The 24,896-nt window shown below is 58.6% G+C and carries 27 protein-coding genes; 19 read left to right on the top strand and 8 right to left on the bottom strand.

Features of this window, described 5'->3' with window-relative positions; all coding sequences use genetic code 11:
- Positions 1–28: 28 nt before the first annotated feature.
- The 5 genes from rpsO to B7X49_RS08945 form a co-directional block, all read right to left on the bottom strand.
- Positions 29–298: a 30S ribosomal protein S15 gene (gene rpsO, locus B7X49_RS08965; protein WP_029311806.1), complete on the bottom strand. Its 270-nt coding sequence runs from the start codon at positions 296–298 to the stop codon at positions 29–31.
- A gap of 23 nt (positions 299–321) precedes the next feature.
- The gene (gene truB, locus B7X49_RS08960) at positions 322–1,257 is read right to left on the bottom strand and encodes a tRNA pseudouridine(55) synthase TruB (RefSeq protein WP_286702226.1); all 936 of its coding nucleotides are present in this window, start codon (positions 1,255–1,257) and stop codon (positions 322–324) included.
- A gap of 77 nt (positions 1,258–1,334) precedes the next feature.
- Complete coding sequence (locus B7X49_RS08955; protein ID WP_286702227.1) at positions 1,335–2,222, bottom strand: prephenate/arogenate dehydrogenase family protein; 888 nt, start codon at positions 2,220–2,222, stop codon at positions 1,335–1,337.
- Positions 2,215–3,309, bottom strand: coding sequence for a histidinol-phosphate transaminase (hisC, locus tag B7X49_RS08950; protein WP_286702228.1), 1,095 nt, complete (start codon positions 3,307–3,309; stop codon positions 2,215–2,217). Before hisC ends, B7X49_RS08955 begins: the two co-directional genes overlap by 8 nt.
- Entirely contained in the window at positions 3,306–4,193 is an 888-nt protein-coding gene (locus tag B7X49_RS08945; RefSeq protein ID WP_286702229.1) for a chorismate mutase, read from the bottom strand. The genes hisC and B7X49_RS08945 overlap by 4 nt, the downstream gene beginning before the upstream one ends.
- A 106-nt stretch (positions 4,194–4,299) precedes the next feature.
- On the opposite strand from B7X49_RS08945, the gene B7X49_RS08940 reads away from it, so the two are divergent.
- The 10 genes from B7X49_RS08940 (at position 4,300) to B7X49_RS08895 (ending at position 11,500) form a co-directional block, all read left to right on the top strand.
- The gene (locus tag B7X49_RS08940) at positions 4,300–5,445 is read left to right on the top strand and encodes a homoserine O-acetyltransferase (RefSeq protein ID WP_286702230.1); all 1,146 of its coding nucleotides are present in this window, start codon (positions 4,300–4,302) and stop codon (positions 5,443–5,445) included.
- Positions 5,442–6,125 (top strand): methionine biosynthesis protein MetW, encoded by a 684-nt coding sequence (gene metW, locus B7X49_RS08935; RefSeq protein WP_286702231.1) that lies wholly within the window; start codon positions 5,442–5,444, stop codon positions 6,123–6,125. The genes B7X49_RS08940 and metW overlap by 4 nt, the downstream gene beginning before the upstream one ends.
- Positions 6,122–6,853: an ABC transporter ATP-binding protein gene (locus B7X49_RS08930; protein ID WP_286702232.1), complete on the top strand. Its 732-nt coding sequence runs from the start codon at positions 6,122–6,124 to the stop codon at positions 6,851–6,853. Before metW ends, B7X49_RS08930 begins: the two co-directional genes overlap by 4 nt.
- On the top strand, positions 6,850–7,650 hold the full coding sequence (locus B7X49_RS08925; protein ID WP_286702233.1) for an ABC transporter permease: 801 nt from the start codon (positions 6,850–6,852) through the stop codon (positions 7,648–7,650). The genes B7X49_RS08930 and B7X49_RS08925 overlap by 4 nt, the downstream gene beginning before the upstream one ends.
- Before the next feature lie 196 nt (positions 7,651–7,846).
- Positions 7,847–8,251: a histidine phosphatase family protein gene (locus B7X49_RS08920; protein ID WP_286839045.1), complete on the top strand. Its 405-nt coding sequence runs from the start codon at positions 7,847–7,849 to the stop codon at positions 8,249–8,251.
- Between the two features lie 59 nt (positions 8,252–8,310).
- Positions 8,311–9,054, top strand: coding sequence for a lipid-binding SYLF domain-containing protein (locus tag B7X49_RS08915; protein ID WP_286702235.1), 744 nt, complete (start codon positions 8,311–8,313; stop codon positions 9,052–9,054).
- A 38-nt stretch (positions 9,055–9,092) separates the two neighbouring features.
- The gene (locus tag B7X49_RS08910; RefSeq protein WP_286702236.1) at positions 9,093–9,560 is read left to right on the top strand and encodes a YcgN family cysteine cluster protein; all 468 of its coding nucleotides are present in this window, start codon (positions 9,093–9,095) and stop codon (positions 9,558–9,560) included.
- On the top strand, positions 9,557–10,267 hold the full coding sequence (locus tag B7X49_RS08905) for a M48 family metallopeptidase (protein ID WP_286702237.1): 711 nt from the start codon (positions 9,557–9,559) through the stop codon (positions 10,265–10,267). The genes B7X49_RS08910 and B7X49_RS08905 overlap by 4 nt, the downstream gene beginning before the upstream one ends.
- A 44-nt stretch (positions 10,268–10,311) precedes the next feature.
- Positions 10,312–11,319, top strand: a complete 1,008-nt coding sequence (locus tag B7X49_RS08900) for a zinc-binding alcohol dehydrogenase family protein (RefSeq protein WP_286702238.1) — start codon at positions 10,312–10,314, stop codon at positions 11,317–11,319.
- Between the two features lies 1 nt (position 11,320).
- Entirely contained in the window at positions 11,321–11,500 is a 180-nt protein-coding gene (locus B7X49_RS08895) for a Maf family protein (protein ID WP_286839040.1), read from the top strand.
- A 383-nt stretch (positions 11,501–11,883) separates the two neighbouring features.
- Here the strand turns inward: B7X49_RS08895 and B7X49_RS08890 are convergent, their stop codons facing one another.
- The gene (locus B7X49_RS08890; RefSeq protein WP_286702240.1) at positions 11,884–12,195 is read right to left on the bottom strand and encodes an accessory factor UbiK family protein; all 312 of its coding nucleotides are present in this window, start codon (positions 12,193–12,195) and stop codon (positions 11,884–11,886) included.
- A 61-nt stretch (positions 12,196–12,256) separates the two neighbouring features.
- Here B7X49_RS08890 and rfaD point away from each other — a divergent pair, with 61 nt between their 5' ends.
- The 5 genes from rfaD to B7X49_RS08865 are packed head-to-tail and all read left to right on the top strand — an operon-like array spanning position 12,257 to position 16,716.
- A complete protein-coding gene (gene rfaD, locus B7X49_RS08885; RefSeq protein WP_286702241.1) occupies positions 12,257–13,237 on the top strand; it encodes an ADP-glyceromanno-heptose 6-epimerase in 981 nt (326 codons plus the stop codon).
- Positions 13,234–14,061, top strand: a complete 828-nt coding sequence (lgt, locus tag B7X49_RS08880) for a prolipoprotein diacylglyceryl transferase (protein WP_286702242.1) — start codon at positions 13,234–13,236, stop codon at positions 14,059–14,061. The genes rfaD and lgt overlap by 4 nt, the downstream gene beginning before the upstream one ends.
- Complete coding sequence (locus tag B7X49_RS08875; RefSeq protein WP_286839036.1) at positions 14,058–15,032, top strand: class I SAM-dependent methyltransferase; 975 nt, start codon at positions 14,058–14,060, stop codon at positions 15,030–15,032. Before lgt ends, B7X49_RS08875 begins: the two co-directional genes overlap by 4 nt.
- Entirely contained in the window at positions 15,029–15,778 is a 750-nt protein-coding gene (gene pgeF / locus B7X49_RS08870) for a peptidoglycan editing factor PgeF (protein ID WP_286702244.1), read from the top strand. Before B7X49_RS08875 ends, pgeF begins: the two co-directional genes overlap by 4 nt.
- Positions 15,775–16,716 carry a hypothetical protein gene (locus B7X49_RS08865; RefSeq protein ID WP_286702245.1) on the top strand — a complete coding sequence of 314 codons (942 nt, stop codon included), beginning with the start codon at positions 15,775–15,777 and terminating at the stop codon, positions 16,714–16,716. Before pgeF ends, B7X49_RS08865 begins: the two co-directional genes overlap by 4 nt.
- Here B7X49_RS08865 and B7X49_RS08860 read toward each other — a convergent pair.
- Positions 16,622–18,967: a Hint domain-containing protein gene (locus tag B7X49_RS08860; RefSeq protein ID WP_286702246.1), complete on the bottom strand. Its 2,346-nt coding sequence runs from the start codon at positions 18,965–18,967 to the stop codon at positions 16,622–16,624. The two genes, B7X49_RS08865 and B7X49_RS08860, sit on opposite strands and share 95 nt — an antisense overlap.
- A gap of 123 nt (positions 18,968–19,090) precedes the next feature.
- Positions 19,091–20,956, bottom strand: a complete 1,866-nt coding sequence (uvrC, locus tag B7X49_RS08855) for an excinuclease ABC subunit UvrC (RefSeq protein ID WP_286702247.1) — start codon at positions 20,954–20,956, stop codon at positions 19,091–19,093.
- A 441-nt stretch (positions 20,957–21,397) separates the two neighbouring features.
- On the opposite strand from uvrC, the gene B7X49_RS08850 reads away from it, so the two are divergent.
- From B7X49_RS08850 to B7X49_RS08835, 4 genes are all read left to right on the top strand, one after another.
- Positions 21,398–22,786, top strand: a complete 1,389-nt coding sequence (locus B7X49_RS08850; protein WP_286702248.1) for a M17 family metallopeptidase — start codon at positions 21,398–21,400, stop codon at positions 22,784–22,786.
- A gap of 235 nt (positions 22,787–23,021) precedes the next feature.
- Positions 23,022–23,411 carry a MarR family transcriptional regulator gene (locus tag B7X49_RS08845; RefSeq protein WP_286702249.1) on the top strand — a complete coding sequence of 130 codons (390 nt, stop codon included), beginning with the start codon at positions 23,022–23,024 and terminating at the stop codon, positions 23,409–23,411.
- Between the two features lie 31 nt (positions 23,412–23,442).
- Positions 23,443–24,069, top strand: a complete 627-nt coding sequence (locus B7X49_RS08840; protein ID WP_286702250.1) for an outer membrane lipoprotein carrier protein LolA — start codon at positions 23,443–23,445, stop codon at positions 24,067–24,069.
- Between the two features lie 69 nt (positions 24,070–24,138).
- The gene (locus B7X49_RS08835; protein WP_286702251.1) at positions 24,139–24,891 is read left to right on the top strand and encodes a gamma-glutamyl-gamma-aminobutyrate hydrolase family protein; all 753 of its coding nucleotides are present in this window, start codon (positions 24,139–24,141) and stop codon (positions 24,889–24,891) included.
- The last annotated feature ends 5 nt before the right edge of the window (positions 24,892–24,896 follow it).

Here is a 24,896-nt window from a genome sequence, read left to right as displayed (position 1 = left end):
CGATGACATCAGGATCGTATCGTTACCGTTACCGGCGCAGACCCAAGCGGCCGATAAGCGCTTCATAACGCTTGTGATCTTGTTTTTTCACATAGTCCAGCAACCGGCGACGGCGGCCGACCAACATCAGAAGTCCGCGGCGCGAATGAAAATCCTTCGCATGCGTTTTCAGGTGGTCGGTCAGATTGGTGATCCGTTCAGACAGAAGTGCCACCTGAACTTCCGGGCTACCGGTATCGTTTTCACCGTTGGCGTATTCGCCAATCAAAGACTGGCGCCGTTCCGCAGTAATCGACATCGCATATACTCCTGAATAGGGGGTTAAATAACACGTTCCGGTCGCAGCATGCCCTGATGGAGCTTACCTAGAACCACGAAACGGTGCCCCGCCAAACCCCGAACCAACCCGCCATCCGGGTTGGTCGCAGTCGGAATCCGACCCATCAGATCGACCAGGCTCAACGCCATGCCGTTTCGAAGGGCGGCGGCTTCGGCTTCCGTCAGGGCCAGCGCCGGGATGTCGGCCAGCGCGGTCTCGACCGGAAGCACGATGTCCGGAACACCATCCGGGCTATGCAGCGAATCGGCCAGATTGTCCAGCGTAACGGCATTGCCGATCTCAAACGGCCCCACTGAAAGCCGCCGCAGCGCCGCGATATGCCCGACCGTACCAAGAGACCGCGCCAGATCACGCGCAAGCGATCGCATATAGACCCCCTTGCCGGACGCCACCTCGAACAGCGCGTGATCGGCGTCAGGACGACCGATCAACGCGAACCGGTCGATCTGGGCCGGGCGCGGTGGCAAGTCCGGCGGGGCGCCGGCGCGGGCCAGATCATAAGCCCGTTCACCGCCGACCTTGATCGCGGAAAACGCCGGCGGCACCTGCATGATCAGCCCGCGGAACGCCACCAGCGCCGCATCGATCATGGCCGCCTCAGGGCGTATGTCACTCGTTGCCGTGATCGCGCCTTCCGCATCATCCGTGTCGCGCGCTTCGCCAAACTTCAACGTGAAGTGGTACAATTTCGTACCGTCCATCACATACGGCACCATTTTGGTTGCCGCACCCAGCGCGATCGGCAGAACACCGGTCGCAAGCGGATCGAGCGTGCCGCCGTGGCCCACTTTGGCCGCGTCCAGCAGACGCTTTATTTTCGCGACGGCATGAGCGCTCGTGATACCTTGCGGCTTGTCGAGGATGATCCAACCATCGATCTTCTGTCCGCGCCTGTGCCGTGCCTGAGGCCCTGCCATGAGAAATCCTGAATTATCTGGAGAATTGTGCTGATAGAGCGTCAAAGCCGGTCGAGCAATCGACCGGCGCGCGGTGATCAGGCCTGATTGATGTCGATCAGCGCCTGGCGGATTTTCCGCCCGCGCATCACTTTATCTTCGATATATGACGCATCACCCCACCGTACGGCCCGGGCCATCGCCTGGGCGTCCTCGGTAAAGCGTGCAAGCATCTCGAGCAAGGCTTCGCGGTTGTTCAAGAAAACGTCTCGCCACATCACCGGATCGGAGGCGGCGATCCGGGTAAAGTCGCGGAACCCGGACGCTGCGAATTGCAAAACCTCTTTGCGCGTCTCATCGGCCAAATCGTCGGCGGTGCCGCAGATCGTAAATGCGATCAGATGCGGTAGATGGCTGACGATCGCCACGACCCGATCATGATGCTCGGGGTCCATGATGCTCACCGTCGCGCCGCATCGCTCCCAAAACGCCTTGATCCGCTGCACCGCGGCGGCATCAGTCCCGACAGGCGGCGTCAGCAGACACCAGCGGCCCTCGAACAACTCGGAAAAACCCGCATCCGGGCCGGAAAACTCGGTACCCGCCATCGGATGGCCCGGCACGAAATGCACACCTTGCGGCACATGCGGTCCAACGTCGCGAATGACCGATTGCTTGGTCGATCCGACATCCGTGATGATCGCACCCGGTGCGAGGTGCGGCCCGATCGCGGCTGCCAAGGACGCATAAGCCCCGACCGGCGCGCACAGAACCACGCAATCAGCGCCCTCGACCGCCCGGACCGGATCGATCTCACACACATCGGCGATCCCCAACTCGACAATCCGCCCGAGCGTCTTCTCCGTTCGGGCATTGACCACGACGACCCGCGCGATATCACCCCGCGCGCGGGCAATCCGCGCGATCGATGAACCGATCAACCCGGCCCCCACCAGGGCCAGCCGCTCAAAGACCGGCTCAGCCATGCAAAGCCACAAACGCGGTCAACGCCGCGGCCACGGCGTCGCATTGCTCATCCGTGCCAATCGTCACCCGCAGGCACTGCGGCAAATCATAGGCGGCGACGTTTCTGACGATGATCCCGCGTTGCCGCAGGTGCTCATCGGCGAGCGTTGCACGGGCGGCGGTCGCCAGATCGACGAGCACGAAATTCGCATCGCTGGGATGCACGGTCAGCCCGGCCCGGACCAGTTTCTCCCGCAGCGTCGCGCGCGCCTGTCTATTATGGCTCCTGCATTTTTCGACCCAACCGGCCTCCGTCAACGCAGCAATACCGGCCGCGGCGGCCAGGCTGCTGACATTGAACGGCATCCTGGTTCGATTGAGAACATCGACGACCGCTTCGGGTGCGTAGGCCCAGCCCAGCCGCACCCCACCCAGTCCGAACATTTTCGAAAATGTGCGGGTCATCACCGTGTTGTGACCGGCATCGACCAACTCGATGCCCGGATCGTAATCCGCACGATCGACATACTCGGCATAGGCCGCGTCCAGCACCAGAAGGACATCGCCCGGCAGGGCGTCGCGCAGTCGTCTCACCACCGCGGCGGGAACCAGGCTGCCGGTCGGATTGTTCGGATTGGCTAGAAAGACCATCCGGGTCGCCGGCGTCACCTGCGCCAGCATGGCATCGATATCCGCCGTCAGATTGCGTTCCGTAGCCTTGCGAACCACCATCCCGGCCAGTTTCGCGGCAATCTCGTAAATCAGGAACCCATGCGCGCTCATGACCAGTTCGGTGCCCGCACCGCCGTACGATTGTATCAGCAACCCGATCAGATCATCCGACCCGTTGCCACACACGATCCGGGCGGGATCGAGATCGAACGCCTTGCCGATGGCACGACGCAGCGAAGTCGAGGCGCCATCCGGATAGCGATAAGCCGAACCCGCCGCCTCCCGCATCGCGCCAATCGCGCCGGGTGGCGGGCCGAATGCGCCCTCGTTGGACGATAGTTTGATCACCCGGTTGACGCCGCCGATCGCGGACTCGCCGCCAACATACGGTGGCACCGAAAAAATCGACGGGCGTGGCCGCGGATCCGCCCTCACCGTGACAGACCCGCCGCGCCGAACGGCACCGCATACGCCCCCAGAATAACGGGCGTCGCCAGAAACCCGGTAATGGTCGCAAGCCGCGGGTCATCGCGCGCGACCAGCCCCTCGACGTCGGCAAGCGCATAGCCCACTTCGCGTTTCGCCGCCCGGCGCGGCAGAATCGAGCCTACATCGAACCCCGCCTCCGCCAGCAAGCCGGCAATCCGCGCGGTGCTGGTATCCGGCGCGATCTCGATCCCGATCAGGCTGCGGTCGGACCCGCTCGGATCAGGCGTCAGCGCGGCAACGACATACGCGCCTGCCTGCGGCACGCCTTCCGTGCGGCGCGCCCAAAACGGCAGTTTCGCGACAATTGCCAGGCGCGGCACACCGCCGTGCATCAGCCCAACCCACCAGGCCGCCTGATCGTCGTCCTCATCCGAGGGGAGCGGCAGCACCGCCGCGTGCGCCGCACCGTTGGTCAAATCGGCCAGCGCCTGCGACGATGTCCGGTGCCGCCGCAAACCCGTCAGCGGCCCGAAATGTTCGCGCGCGACCGCCGGCAGTTCGGCTTGCGCGCCATCCGCCACCGCGATGGTCAAGCCACCCTCGATCATCAGGGCGCCGGAAAACAATTCACGCCATATTCTCAAAACCGTCTGTGGCGGCAGCGCACCATGATGGCGGCCAAGCAGTCGACGCAGCATCGAGGCCTCGCGACCCGGCCTGATCGGCACACCGCGCTTGCCGCCATCCCGCGTGACACGCTCGATGATTTCAGCCCGGTCCATCAACAGATCATGCAGCCGTTCGTCCAGCGCATCGATCTCCGCGCGCAACCGCGCAAGTGCTTCCGGAGCCGCATCGGACGGCGGCGAGACAGATGACGTATCAGACATGCGAACCCAAAATCGTGGTGGCGGACCTCTTTGATACAGGAGGCGCGGCGCACGGCAAGACCCGGTTCTTGCGACACAGGCTGGTTGAGGGCATAGCGGGCGCGCCATGGATCAAACGCCGTTCCCCGAAATACCACATCGGCACGAGGCCTTCGCGGATGGATTGCTGCTCGATTGCGGCATTCGGATCGCACCACTTGCGATTGCATACCGGACCTATGGAACCCTCAACGCGGCCCGCACGAACGCCGTCCTGGTGTGCCACGCACTGACCGGCGATCAATACGTCGCCGAACCCCATCCGCTGACCGGCAAGCCCGCCTGGTGGGGCACGCTGGTCGGACTAGGCAAACCGGTGGACACCGATCGTTATTTCGTCATCTGTTCGAACGTGCTCGGCGGCTGCATGGGGTCCACCGGACCCCGCAGTGAGCGAACACCCGGCGGATCAGATGCCTGGGGCATCGAGTTTCCGCCGATCACCGTGCAGGACATGGTCCGGGCGCAGAAGAAGCTGATGGATTCTCTCCAGATTACGCGATTGTTCGCCGTCGTCGGCGGGTCGATGGGGGGGATGCAGGTTCTGGCGTGGGCGTCGATGTTCCCGGATGCGGTGTTCGCCGCCGTACCGGTCGCCACCGCCCCCTATCATTCCGCGCAGAACATCGCGTTTCACGAAGTCGGCCGACAGGCCATTTTCGCCGATCCGGATTTTCACGATGGGTTTTATGCATCGCACGGCGTCATCCCGGCGCGCGGCCTCGCCGTCGCGCGAATGACCGCGCATATCACCTATCTCTCGGAAGCAGCGCTCACCCGCAAATTCGGTCGGCGGCTGCAAGGCGGCAATGCCAAGACCCCGGTCCTGTTCGGTGAACGGTTTGCCGTCGAGAGTTATCTCGAACACCAGGGGTCGAGCTTTGTCCGGCGCTTCGATGCCAATTCCTACCTCTGCATCACCCGCGCGATGGATTTCTTCGACCTTGCGGCCGATCACGGCGGGTCGTTGGCGACCGCGTTTCGGGGGTCCAAAACGCGGTTCCTGCTCGTCTCGTTCAGTTCGGACTGGCTGTTTCCAACCGCCGAAAGTCGCGCGATGGCGCGCGCGCTCAACCAGGCGGCCGCCAATGTCAGCTTCGTCGAAATCGTGAGTGACAAGGGCCACGATGCGTTCCTGCTCGACGAGCCTGATTTTCATCGGACTGTCGCCGGCTTCCTCACCGGTGCCGCCGAAGCCGCGGGCCTGTCATGATCGAACCGGCGCCGGTGCGATTCGTCGCAAAGAACATGCGGGTCGACCTCGAATTGATCGCTGGCATGATCAGTCCAGGCTCGCGCGTGCTCGACATCGGCTGCGGCGACGGCATATTGATCGACCACCTGTTTCGCACCCGTCATTGCGATGCGCGCGGCATCGAGATCGATATGGCCGAAGTGACGCGCGCAGTCGCCCATGGCCTGCCGGTCATGCAGGGCGACGCCGATACCGATTTGTCGCACTACCCCGATGATGCGTTTGATTATGTCGTATTATCGCGCACCTTGCAGGCCGTCGAGCGGCCTCGCGAAGTGCTGCGCCAGATGCTCCGGATCGGCACGCGCGCCATCGTCAGTTTCCCGAATTTCGGACATTGGAGTTTACGCTGGCAGCTACTCTCGACCGGCAGGATGCCCATGACCAAGGCCTGGAGCCGGATGTGGTACGAAACACCGAACATCCATCCATGCACGATCCGCGATTTCTTCGATCTTTGCAACAGGGAGGGATATCGGGTCGAACACTGGCTCGCCGCCGATGAGGCCGGCCGGCGCGCCCCCTGGCGCCGGGCACCGCTACTCGCCAATTTGTTCGGCGAGCAGGGTTTGTTCCTGCTGCGCCACGATCAACGGGCGCGTGCCAACCGGTCCGAGACCGCCGATCCCGCTCGATGAGCGCCGTCATCGTGCGAGACCTGAGCAAATGTTTCGGCGCGGTGACCGCGGTGGATCGGATCAGCTTCACAGTGCCGAACGGTGCGACAATCGGTTTGCTCGGCGGCAACGGTGCCGGCAAAACGACGACGATCTCGATGCTGCTGGGAATTCTGGCGCCTGATCAAGGCTCGATCGAAGTGCTCGGTCACGACATGGCGCATGATCGCTTTGCCGCCCTCGCGCGCATGAACTACTCATCGCCCTACGTTTCGCTGCCGATGCGGCTGACGGTCGCGGAAAATCTCGCCGTGTACGGCCATTTGTACAACGTGCCCGATCTCAGCACCCGGATCAGCGACCTCGCTTATGAATTCGATCTGAAATCCCTGCTGGACCGGCGGGCCGGCGCGCTGTCGGCCGGCCAGAAAACCCGGGTCGCGCTCGCCAAAGCCCTGATCAACCGCCCCGACCTGCTGCTCCTCGATGAACCGACCGCCAGCCTCGATCCTGATACGGCGGATTATGTCCGAAGCCGGCTGGAGGCCTACCGCGCCGAATCAGGTGCAGCGATCCTGCTCGCGTCCCACAACATGAGCGAGGTCGAACGATTGTGTTCCCGCGTCCTCATGATGAAGCATGGTAAAATCGTCGATCGAGGCACGCCGGACGCCCTGATCGCCCGATACGGTCGCGACGATCTGGAGCAGGTTTTTCTCGCGATCGCGCGCGCGGCGACATCAGCATGAAAGCCTCGCTCCGCCGGATCTGGGGGCTGGTCTATCGCCACCTCTGTCTTTATCGCCGCTCGTGGCCGCGGATCGTCGAACTTGCGTACTGGCCCACGCTCGAACTGCTGATCTGGGGATTTACCGCCCAATTCGTGGTCCACGGCCAGGCCAGCGTAGCCCTGAAGGCCGGTGGCGCCCTGATCGGCGGGGTTCTGCTCTGGGAAGTTGCGCTTCGCGCGCAGATGGGCGTGACGATTTCATTTCTCGAAGAAATCTGGTCGCGCAATCTGGGCCACATCTTCGTAAGCCCGTTGCGCCCGAGCGAACTGGTGGCCGCGCTCCTATGCGCGTCCGTCATGCGCACGATGATCGGATTGGCCCCGGGCGCCCTGCTCGCGGTTTTCCTCTATGCCTTCAACATCTTTTCGCTCGGACTTCCGCTGCTGCTCCTGCTGCTCAATCTGATGCTGATGGGCTGGTGGATGTCGCTCGGCGTGATCGCGCTGTTGTTTCGATACGGCGCATCGGCCGAAGCGCTGGCCTGGACGCTGGCGTTTGGCATAACGCCGCTGGCCTGCGTGTTCTATCCGGTCGCTGTTTTACCGGGATGGTTGCGGCCGATCGCGAAAATCATTCCGGCCGAACATATATTTTCCGCGATGCGCGAAATTTTATACATCAATCAAATAAATTGGGCGCAATTCCTGTGGGCTCTCGGGCTCAACGGTATTTGGATGCTGGCCGCAATCGGCATCTTCTCGCTCCAGTTTCGCGCCGCACGAACCAGCGGCGCATTGATTTCCATCGGCGAATAAGGATTTTTCAGCAGATGTCCCAAGCCAAAGCTCCAACGCGGTTCTGCCTCATTCGTCATGCCGTCGTCGCCCCTGAATATCTTCCGATTCTCTACGGGCAGATGGACGTTCCGATCTGTCCATCCCGCCTGGCCTCCGACGGTCGGCGCTACGCGGCGCTTCACTGGCACGCACCCGAGCCACAGCCGAAGCGATCATGCGCGCAGGCTACGGCCCCGCCGAAGTGCAGGTCGAGTCCGGCATGATCGAGCAGGATTTCGGAACCTGGCAAGGCCTGCCGATGAGCGATTTTGCCAATCGCCCGACACAGCACCCGTTCTGGCCGGTGGGCGGCGAAGAAATACCGCCGGAAGGCGAGAGTTTCAAACATCTGCGCGCCAGGGTGGGCGCCACCATGGAGACTTTGGCGAAATCATACGCGGGGGAGACCGTCGTCGTCGTGTCGCACGGCGGCGCGATCCGCGCGGCTATCGCCGAAGCCCTCGGGCTGACCTCGGATCAGGCGCTGAGCCTCGCGATCGACAATCTCTCGGTATCCCGCGTCGAACGCCACGGCCACGCCTGGCGTGTGGTGTCGCTGAATGAACAAATATCCATCTGAGGCAAATCACCCTGACATCGCCTATATCTGCGTGCAGTAACAAATTCCGGAGTCTTACAATGGGTCAATCGTCGGAAACGTCAGCGCAAACCACGCCCCGGCCGCATAGCTGGCGAGCGGGACGGATCGGACTGTCCGCACTCATCCTGGCACTGCCGCTGTCCGCTTGCGCCAGCGGGTCCAGCAGTTCGAACGGCGCGCAGGAACTGGTCGACCGATCGACCCTGTCGGTCGAGAGCATGCTGGGCAACGGTTCATCACAGGCCAATCAGGCAACTCAGTTTCTGCGGCGCGCAAAGGCAGTCGTGGTTTGTCCGCGGATCTTCAAAGCCGGATTCTTCATTGGCGGCGAAGGCGGCGATTGCGTCCTGGTTTCCAGGGCCGCCACCGGCTCTTGGTCGGATCCAGCGTTCTACACAATGGGAAGTGGCAGTTTTGGCCTGCAAATCGGCGTTCAGGATGCCGAGGTAATCATGATGTTAATGAACGATACCGCTCTCAATGCGTTCCTGAACAGCCAATTTAAAATTGGTGCGGATGCAGGGATTTCGGTCGCGACGATCGGCGCGGGTGTCGGCGGCTCGACAGGGACGGCCTTGGGTGCCGACATCATCACTTTTGCTAAGGCGCGTGGTCTCTATGGCGGTATTTCGCTCTCAGGCTCGGTCTTCTCCAACGATTCCGCACTCGATCAGCAGTACTATGGCCAATTGATAGACCCGCGGCAGATCGTCGTCACGATGTCAGCCAATAATGCAGGCGCCAACCCACTCCGCGCGATGTTGGCTAAGTTCGGCGGATAAACATTCCATCATGACGCGATCAGCGCTAGATTGCGATTATGTCGCAGTCGGATGCCGAACCGTTTTGGGTAGTTAAAAGCCTCGGTCAGATGACCGAGGCGGAGTGGGAATCTCTCTGCGATGGTTGCGGTCGCTGTTGTCTGCACAAATTGCGCGACGATAACACAGGCGAGTTGGAATTCACCAACGTCTCGTGCCGACTACTCGATACGCATAGCTGCGCTTGCAGTGACTATGCAAATCGGTCGCGTGAGGTGCCCGACTGTATTTCGCTGACCCCCGTCGCGCTGAGAGAGATCGATTGGCTACCACCGTCCTGTGCTTATCGTTTGGTGGCCGATGGTAAGCCCCTTCCGGACTGGCATCCGCTCGTCACCGGTGATGCCGGTAGTACCTTCAGCGCCGGTGCATCAGTATCTGACAGGGTCATCAGCGAGGACGACGCCGGTCCCCTCGAACATCATATCGTTGCCTGGCCGGGCAGCTGGCCAAAACAGCTCCGATGACGGCACCGTTTGAAGCGATCGATGAGTCCGTCGTTGTCGGCGGAAAACTCGCATCCATTCGATGGCGGCGCAGCGCACGGGCCCGTCGTGTTGCCTTAAAAATCGACCCGCGACTGGGGGCCGTCGTGATCACCTTGCCCCCGAAGAGTTCACGGCGCGCCGGACTCGCCTTGCTCCGCGGACACGAAAAATGGGTCGCCGAACGGCTGGCCGCCCTGCCCGATTCGATGATGATCACGGCTGGCGGTATGATCCCAGTGTTTGGAAAAACCCACCTAATCATCATCGACCCGAAGCATCGCGGGACTGCGGTGATCGCCAACTCGCAGATACGCGTATCAGGCCAACCCGAGTTTCTAGCCCGGCGCGTTCGCGATGCATTGCAAAGCCTGGCATGCGAAAGGTTCAGAGTGAGCGCCGCGGTCAAAGCAAACCTGATCGCTGCGGTTCTTCGTCGCGTGCGGGTCAAGGATACGACATCACGATGGGGCAGTTGCACAGCCGACGGAACCCTGATGTTCTCCTGGCGTCTGGTCATGGCACCTGACTTCGTTCAGGATTACGTGATCGCGCACGAGGTCGCCCATCTGAGGCATATGAATCATGGGCCTGCGTTCTGGGCCCTTACCGATAGTCTCACCCCTCATCGATCCGCCGCAACTGCATGGCTGCATGACTACGGCCCCGGACTGTTGCGTGTCGGCTGATCGCAGCGCACAAATGCGAGCGCATTATAGATCTGGATCACCCAATGAAAGCCGTTGCATTCGTTCATTCGCTGCCGATCGCGGCCGAAGAGGCCCTGATTGATCTCGATTTGCCGGAACCGACACCGCGGCGCTTTGATGTTCTCGTTGAGGTCAAGGCAGTATCGGTAAACCCCGTCGATACCAAAGTTCGCCGGCACAGCGAGCCGCTCGGCGAACCACGCATACTAGGGTTTGATGCTGCGGGAATCGTGCGCGCGGTCGGTTCGCACGTCACAAATTTCGGGATCGGCGACGAAATTTACTATGCCGGTGCGATTGATCGCCCCGGCAGCAATGCGGAGTTTCAGGTTGTCGACGAGCGCATTGCAGCACGGAAACCGAAGACATTGACCTTCGCTGAAGCTGCAGCACTTCCGCTAACGACCCTTAGCGCGTGGGAAATGCTATTCGAAAGCTTTGCGATCCCCCGCGATCGGGTGCGCCGCGACACGCTTCTGATTATAGGTGGAGCGGGTGGCGTAGGATCGATGGCGATCCAACTGGCGCGACGCCTAACCGGCCTGACGGTCGTAGCCACAGCCTCAAGACCCGAAACGGTGGAGTGGTGCAGCGCACTCGGCGCACACCACGTGATCAATCATCACCACGACCTAGCAGCCCAGCTTGCAACGATCGAAGTTGTGCCACCCGTCTATATTTTCTGTACGAACCAAGTCGAACACCATTGGCGAGCGCTCAACGCAATCCTGGCACCGCATGGACGTATCGGCCTGATTGAATCGACCACATCGCTCGATCTAAGCGGCATATTTAACAAATCTGCCTCGATTCATACAGAATATATGTTTGCGCGCTCGCTGTATCAGTCGGATAGCATGATCGAACAGCACAACGTCCTCCAGACAGTAAGCCGCCTCATTGATCAGGGCATCCTGAGAACGACGATGACGACCCCGATGGGGCAGATCAATGCGGCGAATCTGCGACGTGCCCATGCCGCGATCGAATCAGGCTCTGCCCGCGGCAAAATAGTGCTCGAAGGTTTCTAAGTTGCAAGTCATTCTTGCAAGCGCCTCAGTAATTCGCCGCGAAATTTTGCAGCTTTCTAGAGTGGAGTTCGAAACCATCGCCGCCTATATCGATGAAATATCGCTTAAGTTTATCGCGGCCACCAACGGGCTGTCTATCGCTGAACTTGCGCTGTCGCTCGCGCACCGGAAAGTGCAGTAAGTATCTCAACTGCAGCCAGATGCTCTCGCGATCGGCGCGGATCAGGTCCTGCACTGCGCAGGTGTCTGATTCGACAAACCGCGCGATCGGGGCTAAACTACATCGTACCATCAGAACCTGCGTGGCAAAACACATTTTTTAGCGGCCGCAGTTCTCTACGTCACAACGACGACAGTCAGTGGGAGTGCTTAGAGTCACCCGTCCTGACGATGCGGCAGATCAGCGATCAGTTCATCGACAGTTACCTCGACCTGTGACGCGGTGCTCGCTGCAGTCGGGGCCTACATGCTGGAGTCACACGGTGCGTAGCTGTTCGATAGAGTTGAAGGCAGCTTCCACTCAATTCTCGGACTACCGCTGCTGCATTTGCTCGCCTTTCTCCGTCAGGTGGATGCACTTCCATCCTGACTGGAATCCGCCTCTGGCAACTCGATCGCGCGCGGCGGCGCCGGTACGACCTGCGCCTCCAGCGCAGCAATTCGGTCCGTTAAGACGGCAACCTCCGAGCGCGCCATGGCAGCAACATCTGCAATCGCGTCGAACTCTTCCCGGCGGACCAAGTCGAGCATTCGGATTGTCTCGTCGACTCGAGCTTTGATCAGCGCGGTCAACTCATCGCGCAAACCGCTGAACGCGGACAGCGCACCGCCAGCAACACCAGCCAAATCATCGAAAAATTTCGGTCGCTCGGTCATAAATCGATCTCCTGTTTTTCCGGTGATGACTGATCACCGGCGACTGACTATAAGCCCCTGCATGATATTGGTCACGGGCGGCGCAGGTTTCATCGGGTCTAATCTTCATGCTGCCTTAAATCAGCGCATGACGGAGATCGTCATCGTCGACGAACTCGGACAATCCGGAAAATGGCGGAATCTCCAGAAACACCCGCCATCAGAGGTCATTCACCCTGACGAACTGACCGACTACCTCGCCACCCACCCTCCGATTGAGGCTATCGTTCACCTGGGCGCGATCAGCGAGACAACCTCAACCAACGGTGATCTGGTTTGGCGCACCAACGTTACACTAAGCCAGGAACTCTGGCACTGGTGCGCGGCCCGAGGCGTCCGATTTATTTATGCATCCTCCGCCTCCACATACGGTGACGGCTCAGCCGGCTTCGATGATGCGCAAGAAATTGAAGCGCTGGAGCGGCTGCGCCCACTCAATCTCTATGGTTGGTCGAAACACGCGTTCGATCTTTGGGTTATCCGCGAGTGCGCGGCAGGCCGAAACCGGCCACCGCAATGGGCCGGGCTCAAGTTCTTCAACGTCTACGGACCTAACGAATATCACAAGGGATCGATGGTGTCGGTCGTGAAAGTCAAGCACGATCAGCTTCGGGCTGGCGATCCCATAACGCTGTTCCGTTCCGACCAAGTTGACGTTGCAGACGGCGAGCAAGCGCGCGATTTCATTTGGATCGACGATGTGATCGCCGGATTGACATTTCTACTCGACCATCCCGCGGTCAATGGGCTGTTCAACCTGGGGACCGGCATCGCCCGCTGCTATGCCGATTTGGCTCGGGCTGTTTGTGCTGCCCATGGTACCGAGGCCGACATAACCTATATCCCGATGCCTGACCGGCTGATAGGACAATATCAATCCTTCACTCGGGCGTCGATGCAGCGTTTCCGCGCCGCCGGCTTTAACCCGAACTTCACATCACTCGAAGACGGCATTACCCGCTACGTGACCGATTTCCTGAACCAACCGGACCCCTACCGATGACCAACGTATACGTCTGGCCGCATTTTGATCCGATCTTGGTCAAATTCGGTCCCTTCGCAATCCATTATTATGCCCTCGCATATATCACCGCACTGGTCGTGGGATGGCGCCTGATCAGGCGTTTGGTTCGCGAAACGCCAGTCGTCGCGACCCACGAACAGGTTGACGATTTTCTCTCCTGGGCGACCCTTGGGGTCGTTCTCGGTGGCAGGATCGGCTACATCCTGTTTTATCAGCCCGTCTATTTTCTGGATCACCTCAGTCGTACGTATGCGGTGTGGGATGGCGGCATGAGCTTTCACGGCGGTATGATCGGTGTTGCGGTGGCCATCCTGATTTACTGCCACCGCCATAGGCTGGACCCCTGGTATTTTGCGGATCGTGTTGCCGTGCCGGTTCCCATAGGCTTGTTCCTCGGCCGCATCGCGAATTTCATCAACGGTGAACTTTGGGGCCGCCCGGCACCCGGCTGGTTTCCGTTTCGCATGATCTATCCGCAGTCAGGGTCCAACGTCCCTCGATACCCATCCGAGTTGATCGAAGCCACGCTTGAAGGGTTGGTGCTGTTTATTGTCCTGTTCACGCTTTCTCGTATCGAAGGAATTCGCCGCCAACCAGGCTATTTGGCCGGCGTGTTTGTGATGGGCTATGGCATCGCCCGGGCCACGGCAGAGTGCTTTCGCCAACCTGACTGGTTCCTGGGCTACCTTATGTTCGGATTGACCATGGGCCAGCTGCTATCACTGCCGATGATGGTAATTGGTGCCGCAATGATCTGGCGTGCCAAGCGCATATCAAGCCATCATGCGGCAATTGCCGCGTGACCGAACGACTTGATCACTTCATGGCTCGGGCCAACGCGGCCTATTATGCAACGCACGATCCCTTTCTCGATTTTACGACATCGCCCGAAATATCGCAGGTATTCGGTGAACTTATCGGCCTCTGGGCGGCACTGGCCTGGCAGACTATGGGAGCACCGCGGAATATACTACTGGTCGAGGCAGGTCCCGGAAACGGCACACTGATGAACGATGCCCTTCGCGCGATCGGGCGCTCAGTCCCTGCATTCGCATCTGCGCTATCGTTGCATTTCATCGAAACATCACCCCGCTTGATGTCGAGCCTCGAACAAAAACAGCCGAACGCGACGTTTCATGCCGATCTGACCACGCTTCCCCAAGGCCCGATGATTTTTCTTGCGAATGAATTCCTCGATGCCTTGCCCATCCGCCAATTCATCCGCCGACCTGATGGCTGGATGGAACGCCACGTCCGCGACAACGGTTTTATTGAATTACCGACAGATTTCATCATGCAGGACGAGACTTGTGGTGCGATATACGAACGAAATCCGATCGCCGAAGCCCTCGTTGCCACACTGGCATATCGTCTCGTTGAGACGACCGGTGTGGCCTTAATGATCGACTACGGACCGATGCGAAGCGGGCCCGGCGAGACACTCCAGGCAATCAGCAACCGTCAACCGGTCAGTCCCACGAGCAATCCCGGCTCCGCGGACCTCACAGCTCACGTCGATTTCGAACGACTGACGAGCGCCATCCGGCGTGCCGGGGCGAAAGCCTGGGGTCCGATCACCCAGGGCCATTTCCTGACCGCTCTGGGTATCCACGAAAGAACAAATCAATTGGGCAAGCGCGCATCACCGGAACAAGCCTTTAAACTCATTGCGGCGTCGCGGCGTCTCACCGCACCGGAAGCGATGGGCAACCTGTTCAAGGCGATCGCGATCAGCCATCCTTCGATTCAAGAACTTGCTGGATTTTCATCATGATCAAAATGTTGACAGGCGATCTGATGGTTCCGCATGGATTCTTTACCCGTCAAGGCGGCGTTTCGACGGGAGCCTACCAAAGTCTAAATTGCGGCATGTCGGGACAGGATGACCCAGTCCACGTCATCGAGAACCGCGCCCGCGCCGCTCGGGCAATTGGTGCCGATCCAGCGTCCCTGTTTGGACTCAAGCAAGTGCACGGTACGCACGTGGTCACCGTCACCACGGGTTGGACGACTGGCGATGCTCCGCTAGCGGACGCTATGGTCACCGACCGCCCTGGCATTGCGCTCGGCGTAATCACGGCCGACTGTGCGCCGGTGCTCTTTTCTGACTCAACAAATCGCATTGTTGGTGCGGCTCATGCGGGTTGGCGCGGCGCCGCCGCAGGCGTGCTTGAAGCTACGGTATCAGCCATGCGAGCCTTGGGCGCCGAAACGATCTTCGCTGTTGTCGGTCCCTGCATCCAACGCGGAAGCTATGAGGTCGGCGCCGATCTTCACAACGCCATCGTCTCACGCGAACCCGCGCATATCTGCTTTTTCAGCCAGACCAACGAGGATCACTGGCAGTTCGACCTCTCGGGCTACGCAGCCAAACGTCTGGCATCGGGCGGTATCGACGCAATGACCATACCTCATGATACTTACGCCGAAGAGGATTTGTTTTTCTCCCATCGCCGTCGTACCAGGCGCGCGGAAGGTGGCGGCGGACACCAAATTTCCATCGTTCGGAATGCTGCATGAACCGCTACGTAGTTCTCCTTATGCCGGCATTCCTTGCCGGCTGTGGCACGCTGCCGCAGCCTTTTCTAGGGCGCCCAGGTCCCCAGGGTGCCGTTTTATCGGTACCGCCGCCACCGGTCCTCATCATTCCGCCGCCGCATGACGCGTTGCTCGGAGACTCGGCATCCCATCTCTACGCCAACGATTTAGCCAAAGCTCTGGTCGCCGAAGACGTTCCCAGCATAGCGCGCCCAGCTGGCAAATTTGACTGGCGCTTGATGGCGCGCGCCAAACTTTCCGGCAATCAGGTTGTCCCTACATTCACCATCATTGGGCCAACTGGCAAGGTCTATGGCCAATCAACTGGCGCGGCCGTGTCCGGTCAAGCATGGTCGGACGGAAATGCTGCAACACTCAACGCCGCAGCCACATCGGCCGCGCCTGATCTGGCACAGCAACTGGGAACCATCAATGCGAGTGTGCAGCAAAGCAACCCCCGATCGCTCGAAAATCGTCCGGCCCGCGCGCTGCTCGCTCAAGTGTCAGGCGCGCCAGGCGACGGCGATCACGCCCTAGCACTTGATGTCCGGCGAGAGCTTGCACAACTAGGCGTCGTCCTCGTTGAGCACAAACAGGATGCCGATTTCATCATTTCCGGCGTCGTTAAGGTATTGCCAAGTCCTCATCAATCCGGGGTTTCGGCGTCTGATATCGTTGAACTAGACTGGCTCATCCATAGCCAGAGCGGTGCCTTTATTGGCAAGGTCAGTCAGCTACACGATCTGACTCCCGACCAGATGGCACCGTACTGGGGCGACGTCGCCGTCGCGGCAGCTCACCAAGCCGCTCTCGGAATTAACCAGGTCATTGTGAATGCAATTCCAAAGCGCGTAGACGCGTTTTTGGCTGCTTCAACGTCACCGGAGCCTGCCAAATCGGTGAGACCGCCTGCACCGTAAAGGCGACCTCCCTCGCACCAGAGGCATCAAAAACCGCCGCACCGTCGGTCCAGCGAAACCAACGTCGACCGCGGCGCTCGGGTAAATGAAAGCCCGACATGAAACTTTGGTCGTCCGCATCAATCAGCCTACCATCCACCGTGATATCCGTAATGGCGACCCCGAGACGACGACAATCCAGCGACGCGGGGTCGAGGTCTGCTGGCCGTGAAGATGTTGAATTGATCGCGAGGCGAGATGTCTCAATTGGAAGGCTAAAAATTCGTTGCCCGTCATCCGCACCTTTTGCGGTCAAGAGGCGACCATCGGCGAACACGTCAAATCGCCCCGCAACAGGACGAACACCCCGCTCACATAGACGCTCATGCAAATGCAACCGCGCTGCGGTCAAATCATCCCCTTCCGAGACCAGCGGGGCGAAAGCTCGGTCGCGATCCCATTGCGGTGCGGCGAAATCCGCATGGAGAGACACCAACCCTCTCGGCATGACAAAATTATGTCGGTTGCCGCAGTCCAAATAAGTTTCGACGGGCAGCGTTTCTGCCCAGACCACGCTATGCTCTTTGAGCTCGATGTGATGGTACATCACCTCCGGCACATCGATCTGCTTGATGGAAATGCCATTGATCAATTGCTTCGCTGCAATGAACACCCCTCCGCAATAAATTGCGTGATCCGGCGACACGTATAATTCCCGCGACGGCACCCCTGGTCCGAACGCGCTTTGCTCGATAACGATCGGCATTACCATTTCTGGGTTTGGGTGGCGATCGCAATCGACCCATCGCTGACCAACCCATATCAACGGTCTAGCTCGACCATCGTGGGTAACGACCGTATCGCCCGTTCGAAGATCTTCGACTGCACGGGGGCCGTCTGGCGTTAGAATCTGTGTTCCTGCGCGGAAGCAAGGGGGAGCGACGATTTCATACGCCGCCGTCACCGACGAAACTGGCCCCATCGACACCAGAGCAAGCGTGCCAGGATCTGTCGCAAACGTGATTGTTGATGAGGATAGACCGCCAGCAGTCCACGTGAAAAGGTTGCCCGATTGGTGTGAGGTCACGGTCTCGTTCACGCCGAAGCCCATGATCTCAATCGTATCGCCGGAGGTAAAGCTCGCGATCTCACCGGAAAAACTGTGACCATCTGTGAGCAGCAAAGCAGATTGTCCACCCTGGAAATCAACCACTTGACCAGCTCCGACCACGTTACCAAGCGCCACCGTGCCGCCAGATAGATCGATGGTGCCCGTTCCGGACATGGAGGAAGTGATTGACAGCGAGTCCCCGTTCCTCTCGATCAATGCTCCGTTGTTATCAAATAAAGCCTGGCCGGTCATGGCCGAAGTGCCCGCGAACTCCCACGCGGCACCGTTGCTCAGCGAAATTGTCGGAAACAATGAAACCTCGTGGCCGAGATTCGCCATTGTCCCAACCGATGTTCCCCCGAAAATCAGATTCGCAGAACCTCCACCGTTCGCAAATCCATTAAGGACCGCACCAGGCAGTAAGGTCAAAGAATCGGCGATAACCCCTTTTGCAAACGAAACAGCCTCTCCGCCAGCGCCTGTAATCGTGCCTCCATCGATAATAGTTACATCATTCTGACTCGCTCCTACAACGAGGCCTACCTGTCCAGTATCAACACCAAAATTTGAAAAGTTTGAATAGTCGCCAACATTAATCCCAATGCTGCCCCCGGAGACGACGCCGGTCGATGTGTTGGTGAACGACCCCAGAGCTACCCAAACGCCGACGCCCCCGCCCGCGGACGTATTCCCGCTGCTCATCACCCCGTCATTGACCATAGTTGACGTTGCTGGTCCGTCACCTGAAAACTTTACACCCTCCAGCGCAGCCAAGCCTCCGCTGATCGTGGCTCCCATCAGATTATCAACGATTAATTGCCCTTGATTAACCGCAATATCATTAACAGCAATACCTGCCTTACCGCCATGAATATAGCCGCTGTTCAAGAGGGTCAGTGGCGCCGAAGTCGAAGTGATGCCGTAGGCGTTTACGCCGATAACGATCCCCGAGTTATCGATGACACCGCCGCCCTTAAGAAATATTCCTTCTCCGCTCGTTGCGGATATGGTACCACCATTATCGATGGTCCAATTTGTCGCTGCAAAAATCCCATCACCAACGCTAGCTAAAACGTCGCCTGAGACAGTAAGCGGATTTCCGTAAGTCGGCGAAACTAGAGTGATACCGTGATCGACAGTTGCGTTGAGCGTTCCGGACATCTAATCCCCCAATCGTTGCGAACGGACAATACGCAACCTGAGGATGTATTTGACATTAAATCTTAAGTTGTGTCACGCAAAATCTTTGTCAATACTGAGTATTTATTAATAGATAAATCTATATTATTCAACGCCTGCCCCTATGTTAAAGTGCGCATAGATCAGCTTGGCTATTGCCTTATTAATACCTGAAACAGCCTCTAGATCGCGAAGGCCAGCCTGCTTGACACCACGAGCAGATCCAAAGTGATTGAGTAATGCCCGCTTTCGCGCCGCCCCCACACCTTCAATTTCATCAAGCTCACTCGTTGTGATTTTCTTACTCCGGCCGGCGCGGTGGGTCGTGATGGCAAAGCGATGTGCTTCATCCCGCAACCGCTGCAAGAAATATAAAACCGGATCTCGCGCCGGCAGTTGGAAAGGCGGCCGGTCTTTCTGATAAAACCATTCGCGGCCGGCATCCCGGTCGGGTCCTTTGGCAATGGCGACCAATCGCACATCGCGAATGCCTAAATCATCGAACACCGCCTGCGCGGCCGACAACTGCCCGACGCCACCGTCGATCAACACAAGGTCCGGCCAAGTCCCATCGGTACGATCTGGATCTTCCGCCATAATCCGCGAGAAGCGTCGTGTCAGAACTTCACGCATCATGGCAAAATCATCGCCGGGCGTAATCGGTCCCTTTATCGCGAATTTTCGATAGGCAGATTTCACAAATCCATCTGCCCCTGAGACGACCATTACGCCATAGGCGTTGGTGCCCATGATGTGCGAGTTGTCATAGACCTCGATACGGGTAAGCTGTTGATCTAGGCCAAACAATGCCGCGGTAGCAGCCAGGAGCTTTTCCTGACCAGCAGACTCCGCAAGTTTGCGTTCCATCGCTTCACGCGCATTCGTCTCCGCGTGAAGAACAACGTCGCGCTTCTCGCCACGCTGCGGCACAGCTATCTCGACTTTGCGATCAGCCCGCAACGTCAAAGCCTCGGCGAGCAAGTCGATTTCAAACACCGATTCGTTAAGCAAAATCAGTGGCGGCGGTGTTTTATCGTCATAGAACTGGGCGATGAATGCCGCGAGCACGTCGGCCGCGCCCTCACCCCTGGCTTGCGACGGAAAGAAGCTGCGATTGCCGTTGTTTCGTCCCCCGCGAATAAAAAATACCTGAACGCAGAACTGCCCGGCCGCTTGGTATATTGCAATCACATCAGCATCCGCGATGCTTTCAGGATTGATAACATCAGAACCCTGGATGTGAGTAAGGCCGCGGATGCGGTCGCGAATCGCTGCTGCGCGCTCGAACGCCAGCGCCGCGGAAGCAGCCTCCATTTCCGCGGCCAGATCTCGTTGCACGGTACCCGCCTTACCCGAGAGAAATGCTCTGGCCTGATTGACCGTCACACCGTATTCGCTGGGCGATATTCGGCCAACACAAGGCGCCGAGCAGCGCTTGATCTGATGCAGCAGGCAAGGGCGCGATCGGTTGGCAAACACCGTGTCGGCACACGTCCTCAGTAAAAAGACTCTCTGCAACGCCTGGATAGTCTGATTGACCGACCAGGCTGACGCAAACGGCCCCCAGTAGGCACCTTTGCGGGTCTGAGCGCCACGATGTTTGGTCAGTTGAGGAAACGTACCGTCCGTTGTGATCATAAGCCAAGGATATGATTTATCATCACGCAATAAAATGTTGTAGCGCGGCTTCAACCGCTTGATCAGATTGGCCTCAAGCAGCAAGGCTTCCGCCTCGGTATGGGTTGTGACAACCTCGAGCCCGACGGTCTCTGAAACCATTCGCCGCAGGCGCTCCGGCAGTCGATTCACTTGTGTATAGACGACGACGCGCTTTCTCAGGCTCCGCGCCTTTCCCACGTAAAGTACGTTACCGGTTGCATCGACCATCCGATAAACGCCGGGCCCAGTGGGCAGGGTCGACAAGGCTAACAAAATGACCTCGGCGCCCGCCTTCGCGATGCTTTCCGTCACTGTGCAGTCCACCAAACTACCAATCCCTGTTTGTTGTGGATAACTCTGTGCGTAACTGAAAACCAGCCTTGTACGGGCACGCGTTTCAACACCCGCCTCCGATCATACGATATTCTACCAAAACCGAGATAAAATACTGATTCATATAAGCTATCATCCCTTGTATATGACATTAGTGTTACGCGTCTGTGAGCTAGCCCCCTGATTTCGTGCGATATTTTATCTTGTGGACAACTTTTTCCCTAACGCTTACGGCTATGGATGAAATCGGCCGCTCTCTTGCCCGAATGCATAATTCATTTCTCAATCCCCCCGGCATTCGTCCAACTCATTTGACCCACCACTGCGGCGAACAGCCGAGAGCCATAACCGGCGCCGGTCGCTACACTTGCGCTTGGAGCGCCAAACGCTATGTGTCGCCGAATACAAAAGAGGCAATCCATGAACGCTTCAGCCATCTCCGTTGAAACCATCAGTTCCGAGCCAGCAGCCCTGCCGGTATATCCGCTGCGTCCATCGGAACTGCAAGATTTCCTTAAAACCTGCGACGAGCCCATCGCGGCTTTTATCACGGCTCAAGACTTCGCTGGCCAGGAGGGGAGGATTGTTCTGATACCCGGCCAAAACGGCATCGCCGGTGCGCTACTTGGACTTGGCGACGATCAGACATATTTTGTTTTCGGAATATTAAGCGACGCCTTACCGTCCAACATGCGCTGGGTCTTAGCAGCCGGCAGCTACGATGCCGAGCAAGCCGTCCTTGCGATCGAACGTGGCGCATATCGGTATGATCGGTTCAAACCGCACACACACACGCCGGCTCGTATCACCGTCCCACGCGTGAGTTCTAGGCCAGATGTTCTGGCAAAAGCCATCTTTGACGCACGTGATTTAATCAACGCGCCTGCCAACCTGCTCGGCCCCGCAGAATTGGCAGACGCCGGCGCTGACCTTGCATCGCGCTTTAGCGCCAAAATTGAACGAATTGCTGGCGACGCCCTAAACTATGGTTACCCGGCGCTGGCTGCGGTGGGTGCCGGATCATCGCGGCGCCCGCAAATGTTACGATTTCAGTGGGGCGACAACAAGAACCTGCCCTTGATCTCGCTTTGCGGCAAAGGCGTGTGTTTCGATAGCGGCGGGTACGACATCAAGCCAAGTACCGCGATGCTCCGCATGAAAAAGGATATGGGAGGCGCGGCCATCGCACTCGGCGTCGCTCAGGCCGTGATGGCGTTGAACTTGCCGGTCCGCCTCGATGTCCGGATCGGCTGTGTCGAAAACAGCATATCCGGGCAGGCCATGCGGCCGCTCGACGTCCTCAAAACACGCGCCGGGCTGATGGTCGAGGTTGGTAACACGGATGCGGAGGGTCGCCTGGTGCTCGCAGATCTGTTAACGGATGCCGCCACGGCCAAACCCGACTGGCTGATCGATTTCGCGACCCTTACCGGCGCCGCTCGGGTTGCACTCGGCCCGGATATTCCCGCGTTGTTCTCGAACAACGACCATCTCGCCAATGCCCTACTCGCAGGCGGTAACGCAGCGCAGGATCCGCTGTGGCGCCTCCCCATGTGGTCTGGCTACGATTCATGGCTCGACAGCAAAATCGCTGACTGCAACACCGTAGGGTCCAAACCGATGGCCGGCGCGGTTGTCGCGGCGCTATTTCTCAACCGCTTTGTACCAAGCAATGTGTCGTGGGCACATATCGACACATATGCATGGAACGACCAGAGCCGGCCCGGGCGGCCGGAAGGCGGCGAAACTCAATCACTTTTAGCAACGGTTTCAGCTATTGAACGCTTTGGAAATATGGGGCGCCATTGAATTGCGACAAAATCACGGCACGGGGTCTTGCAACGGTGTTGCAATGTTTTCATGTTTCGGCGTCTTGTTCTACCCCGTGAAGTCTCATAACTGTTGCAGGTTCGATCGTTGTTGGACCGGCATGACAGCTTAGTGCGTGGCGGTCAGGAAATGATCTTAAAATACCATACGGTATGAGGCCGGTGAGCGGTCTTCGGAAATTTCCGCCGTTCGCAAACGAAGAGGAGTGTAAATCATGGCAACGCAGATGACATCAGATGACCTTGTTGGGATACTGCGCGATACTGTAGTCGCGCTGGTCAGGCGCGATGGTGTCGACCTATCCGCGCGCCAGCTTGGCGTTTTTCTCACGTGTTATCTCAACGAAGGTGCCCATACCGTTCGAGGTTTGGCGCAGCAACTCAACGTGTCGAAGCCAGCAATCACACGCGCTCTCGACCGTCTATCCGACCTCGACTTGGCGCGCCGCAAAGTGGATCCCGCAGATCGGCGAAGCGTATTGGTGCAACGCACAACAAAAGGGTCTGCATTTCTCCGCGAAATTCGCTCGGTCATGGGCGAGTTGATCGCGGCGGGCCGTGCGCCGGTCGATGTGGCACCACGCCGGTCTGCAGTGGCCGGATGACTTTGAAGGCTAACATTACGATGCGGGTTTAATGACCATGTGGCGAGTTGCTTTTGCGACCTTGGGTTTTGTTCTGAGTGCCGGTCCTGGGTCTGCGGCTGTGGCTGCGACGTTGGCGCCTCCTACCAGCAATAGCGCAGTCTTGGCCCAGGTCGCTGACTACCTGAATGGATTGAAGACGATAACCGCCAAATTCATGCAGGTCGGCCCCGATGGTTCAGTTCGCACCGGCGAAGCAATTGTGCAGCGGCCTGGGAAGATGCGCTTTCAGTATGACAAACCGAACCCCCAGCTGCTTGTCGCGGGATTCGGGCTTCTCGTTTACCACGATCCTCAACTCGATCAGACGACGAATCTCCCTCTTGCGTCGACCCCGCTTGGGATCCTGCTCGACAAAACAATTCACTTGTCTGGTAAGGTAACGGTGACAAAAATATCCCAACCACCAGGCGAGTTGCAGGTAAGTCTCATCAGGACCGGTAAAGCGCAGCAGGGTCATATAACCCTCGTATTCTCCACCAATCCGATGGAGCTTCGTCAATGGCGGGTGACCGATAATCAGGGCCAGCTGACGCAGGTCAGTCTCTACGATCTACATGCGGCAAAGCCATTCCCGAATAAGGACTTTGAGTATATTCAAGGCATCACGCCAAACTAGCACGTGCTGCATCCCTGACTCCCGCAGTCTGGGTGGTGACATGACGTACGGAATTTGGGATTAGTCACCATGGTGGTCCGATCTCCAAAATTGGTTGGTATTTCGTGTTGTCAGAAGGCCTTTGGGGTTTTCGCGATGGTTAATCATGCAGCGTCCGATACTTATATCCGCGCTGTTGATCAGGTGGTTGGTGCCGTACCGATTTTGATCCCCGCCAATGGCAAGAGGGCCGACGTGTCGACCCTACTCGATCGGCTGGATGGTCTTATCCTGACTGGTAGCCGCAGCAATGTGGCGGCGGAATTCTACGGCGGGCCACCGCAACTTGCCGAAGACGCTCCGGAGGATCCGGCCCGCGATCAGGTCACGTTGCCGCTGGTTCGCGGCGCGATCGAGCGAGGTCTCCCGGTTTTGGCAATTTGCCGCGGTTTGCAGGAGTTAAACGTCGCTTTGGGAGGCACCCTGCATCAGCGCCTGCAAGATATACCGGGTAAAATCGATCATTCGACGCCTATGCAGGCGCACGGGCCTGTCCGCGTCGGAAAAGCACATTTTATCGCAATCAGACCGGAAGGCATGCTCGATTCAATCGTCCAAACCACCCGTCTGGCCGTCAACTCGCTCCATAATCAGGGCATTAAACGCATGGCGCGCGGATTGCTCGTCGAAGCACGCGCGATCGATGGCACGATCGAGGCGATTTCGGGAACCGGCCGGGGATACCTGCTCGGCGTACAATGGCACCCGGAGTACGACTTTGATCACGACATTGCCTCTCAACGTGTTTTTAAGAGCTTTGGTGCAGCGGTGCGGGGCGTCTAAGGCAC

This window comes from Acidiphilium sp. 34-64-41 (assembly GCF_002282635.1).
Taxonomy (GTDB): Bacteria; Pseudomonadota; Alphaproteobacteria; order Acetobacterales; family Acetobacteraceae; genus Acidiphilium; species Acidiphilium rubrum.
The sequence above is the reverse complement of the archived record's forward strand: the minus strand, read 5'-3'. Positions and strand labels throughout refer to the sequence as shown.

What these genes read in the sequence shown, in the direction of transcription:
- rpsO (WP_029311806.1), bottom strand. Translation starts at nt 298, where the DNA reads ATGTCGATTACTGCGGAACGGCGCCAGTCTTTGATTGGCGAATACGCC.
- truB (WP_286702226.1), bottom strand. Translation starts at nt 1,257, where the DNA reads ATGGCAGGGCCTCAGGCACGGCACAGGCGCGGACAGAAGATCGATGGT.
- B7X49_RS08955 (WP_286702227.1), bottom strand. Translation starts at nt 2,222, where the DNA reads ATGGCTGAGCCGGTCTTTGAGCGGCTGGCCCTGGTGGGGGCCGGGTTG.
- B7X49_RS08945 (WP_286702229.1), bottom strand. Translation starts at nt 4,193, where the DNA reads ATGTCTGATACGTCATCTGTCTCGCCGCCGTCCGATGCGGCTCCGGAA.
- B7X49_RS08940 (WP_286702230.1), top strand. Translation starts at nt 4,300, where the DNA reads ATGGATCAAACGCCGTTCCCCGAAATACCACATCGGCACGAGGCCTTC.
- metW (WP_286702231.1), top strand. Translation starts at nt 5,442, where the DNA reads ATGATCGAACCGGCGCCGGTGCGATTCGTCGCAAAGAACATGCGGGTC.
- B7X49_RS08930 (WP_286702232.1), top strand. Translation starts at nt 6,122, where the DNA reads ATGAGCGCCGTCATCGTGCGAGACCTGAGCAAATGTTTCGGCGCGGTG.
- B7X49_RS08925 (WP_286702233.1), top strand. Translation starts at nt 6,850, where the DNA reads ATGAAAGCCTCGCTCCGCCGGATCTGGGGGCTGGTCTATCGCCACCTC.
- B7X49_RS08920 (WP_286839045.1), top strand. Translation starts at nt 7,847, where the DNA reads ATGCGCGCAGGCTACGGCCCCGCCGAAGTGCAGGTCGAGTCCGGCATG.
- B7X49_RS08915 (WP_286702235.1), top strand. Translation starts at nt 8,311, where the DNA reads ATGGGTCAATCGTCGGAAACGTCAGCGCAAACCACGCCCCGGCCGCAT.
- B7X49_RS08910 (WP_286702236.1), top strand. Translation starts at nt 9,093, where the DNA reads ATGTCGCAGTCGGATGCCGAACCGTTTTGGGTAGTTAAAAGCCTCGGT.
- B7X49_RS08905 (WP_286702237.1), top strand. Translation starts at nt 9,557, where the DNA reads ATGACGGCACCGTTTGAAGCGATCGATGAGTCCGTCGTTGTCGGCGGA.
- B7X49_RS08900 (WP_286702238.1), top strand. Translation starts at nt 10,312, where the DNA reads ATGAAAGCCGTTGCATTCGTTCATTCGCTGCCGATCGCGGCCGAAGAG.
- B7X49_RS08890 (WP_286702240.1), bottom strand. Translation starts at nt 12,195, where the DNA reads ATGACCGAGCGACCGAAATTTTTCGATGATTTGGCTGGTGTTGCTGGC.
- rfaD (WP_286702241.1), top strand. Translation starts at nt 12,257, where the DNA reads ATGATATTGGTCACGGGCGGCGCAGGTTTCATCGGGTCTAATCTTCAT.
- lgt (WP_286702242.1), top strand. Translation starts at nt 13,234, where the DNA reads ATGACCAACGTATACGTCTGGCCGCATTTTGATCCGATCTTGGTCAAA.
- pgeF (WP_286702244.1), top strand. Translation starts at nt 15,029, where the DNA reads ATGATCAAAATGTTGACAGGCGATCTGATGGTTCCGCATGGATTCTTT.
- B7X49_RS08865 (WP_286702245.1), top strand. Translation starts at nt 15,775, where the DNA reads ATGAACCGCTACGTAGTTCTCCTTATGCCGGCATTCCTTGCCGGCTGT.
- B7X49_RS08860 (WP_286702246.1), bottom strand. Translation starts at nt 18,967, where the DNA reads ATGTCCGGAACGCTCAACGCAACTGTCGATCACGGTATCACTCTAGTT.
- B7X49_RS08850 (WP_286702248.1), top strand. Translation starts at nt 21,398, where the DNA reads ATGAACGCTTCAGCCATCTCCGTTGAAACCATCAGTTCCGAGCCAGCA.
- B7X49_RS08845 (WP_286702249.1), top strand. Translation starts at nt 23,022, where the DNA reads ATGGCAACGCAGATGACATCAGATGACCTTGTTGGGATACTGCGCGAT.
- B7X49_RS08840 (WP_286702250.1), top strand. Translation starts at nt 23,443, where the DNA reads ATGACCATGTGGCGAGTTGCTTTTGCGACCTTGGGTTTTGTTCTGAGT.
- B7X49_RS08835 (WP_286702251.1), top strand. Translation starts at nt 24,139, where the DNA reads ATGGTGGTCCGATCTCCAAAATTGGTTGGTATTTCGTGTTGTCAGAAG.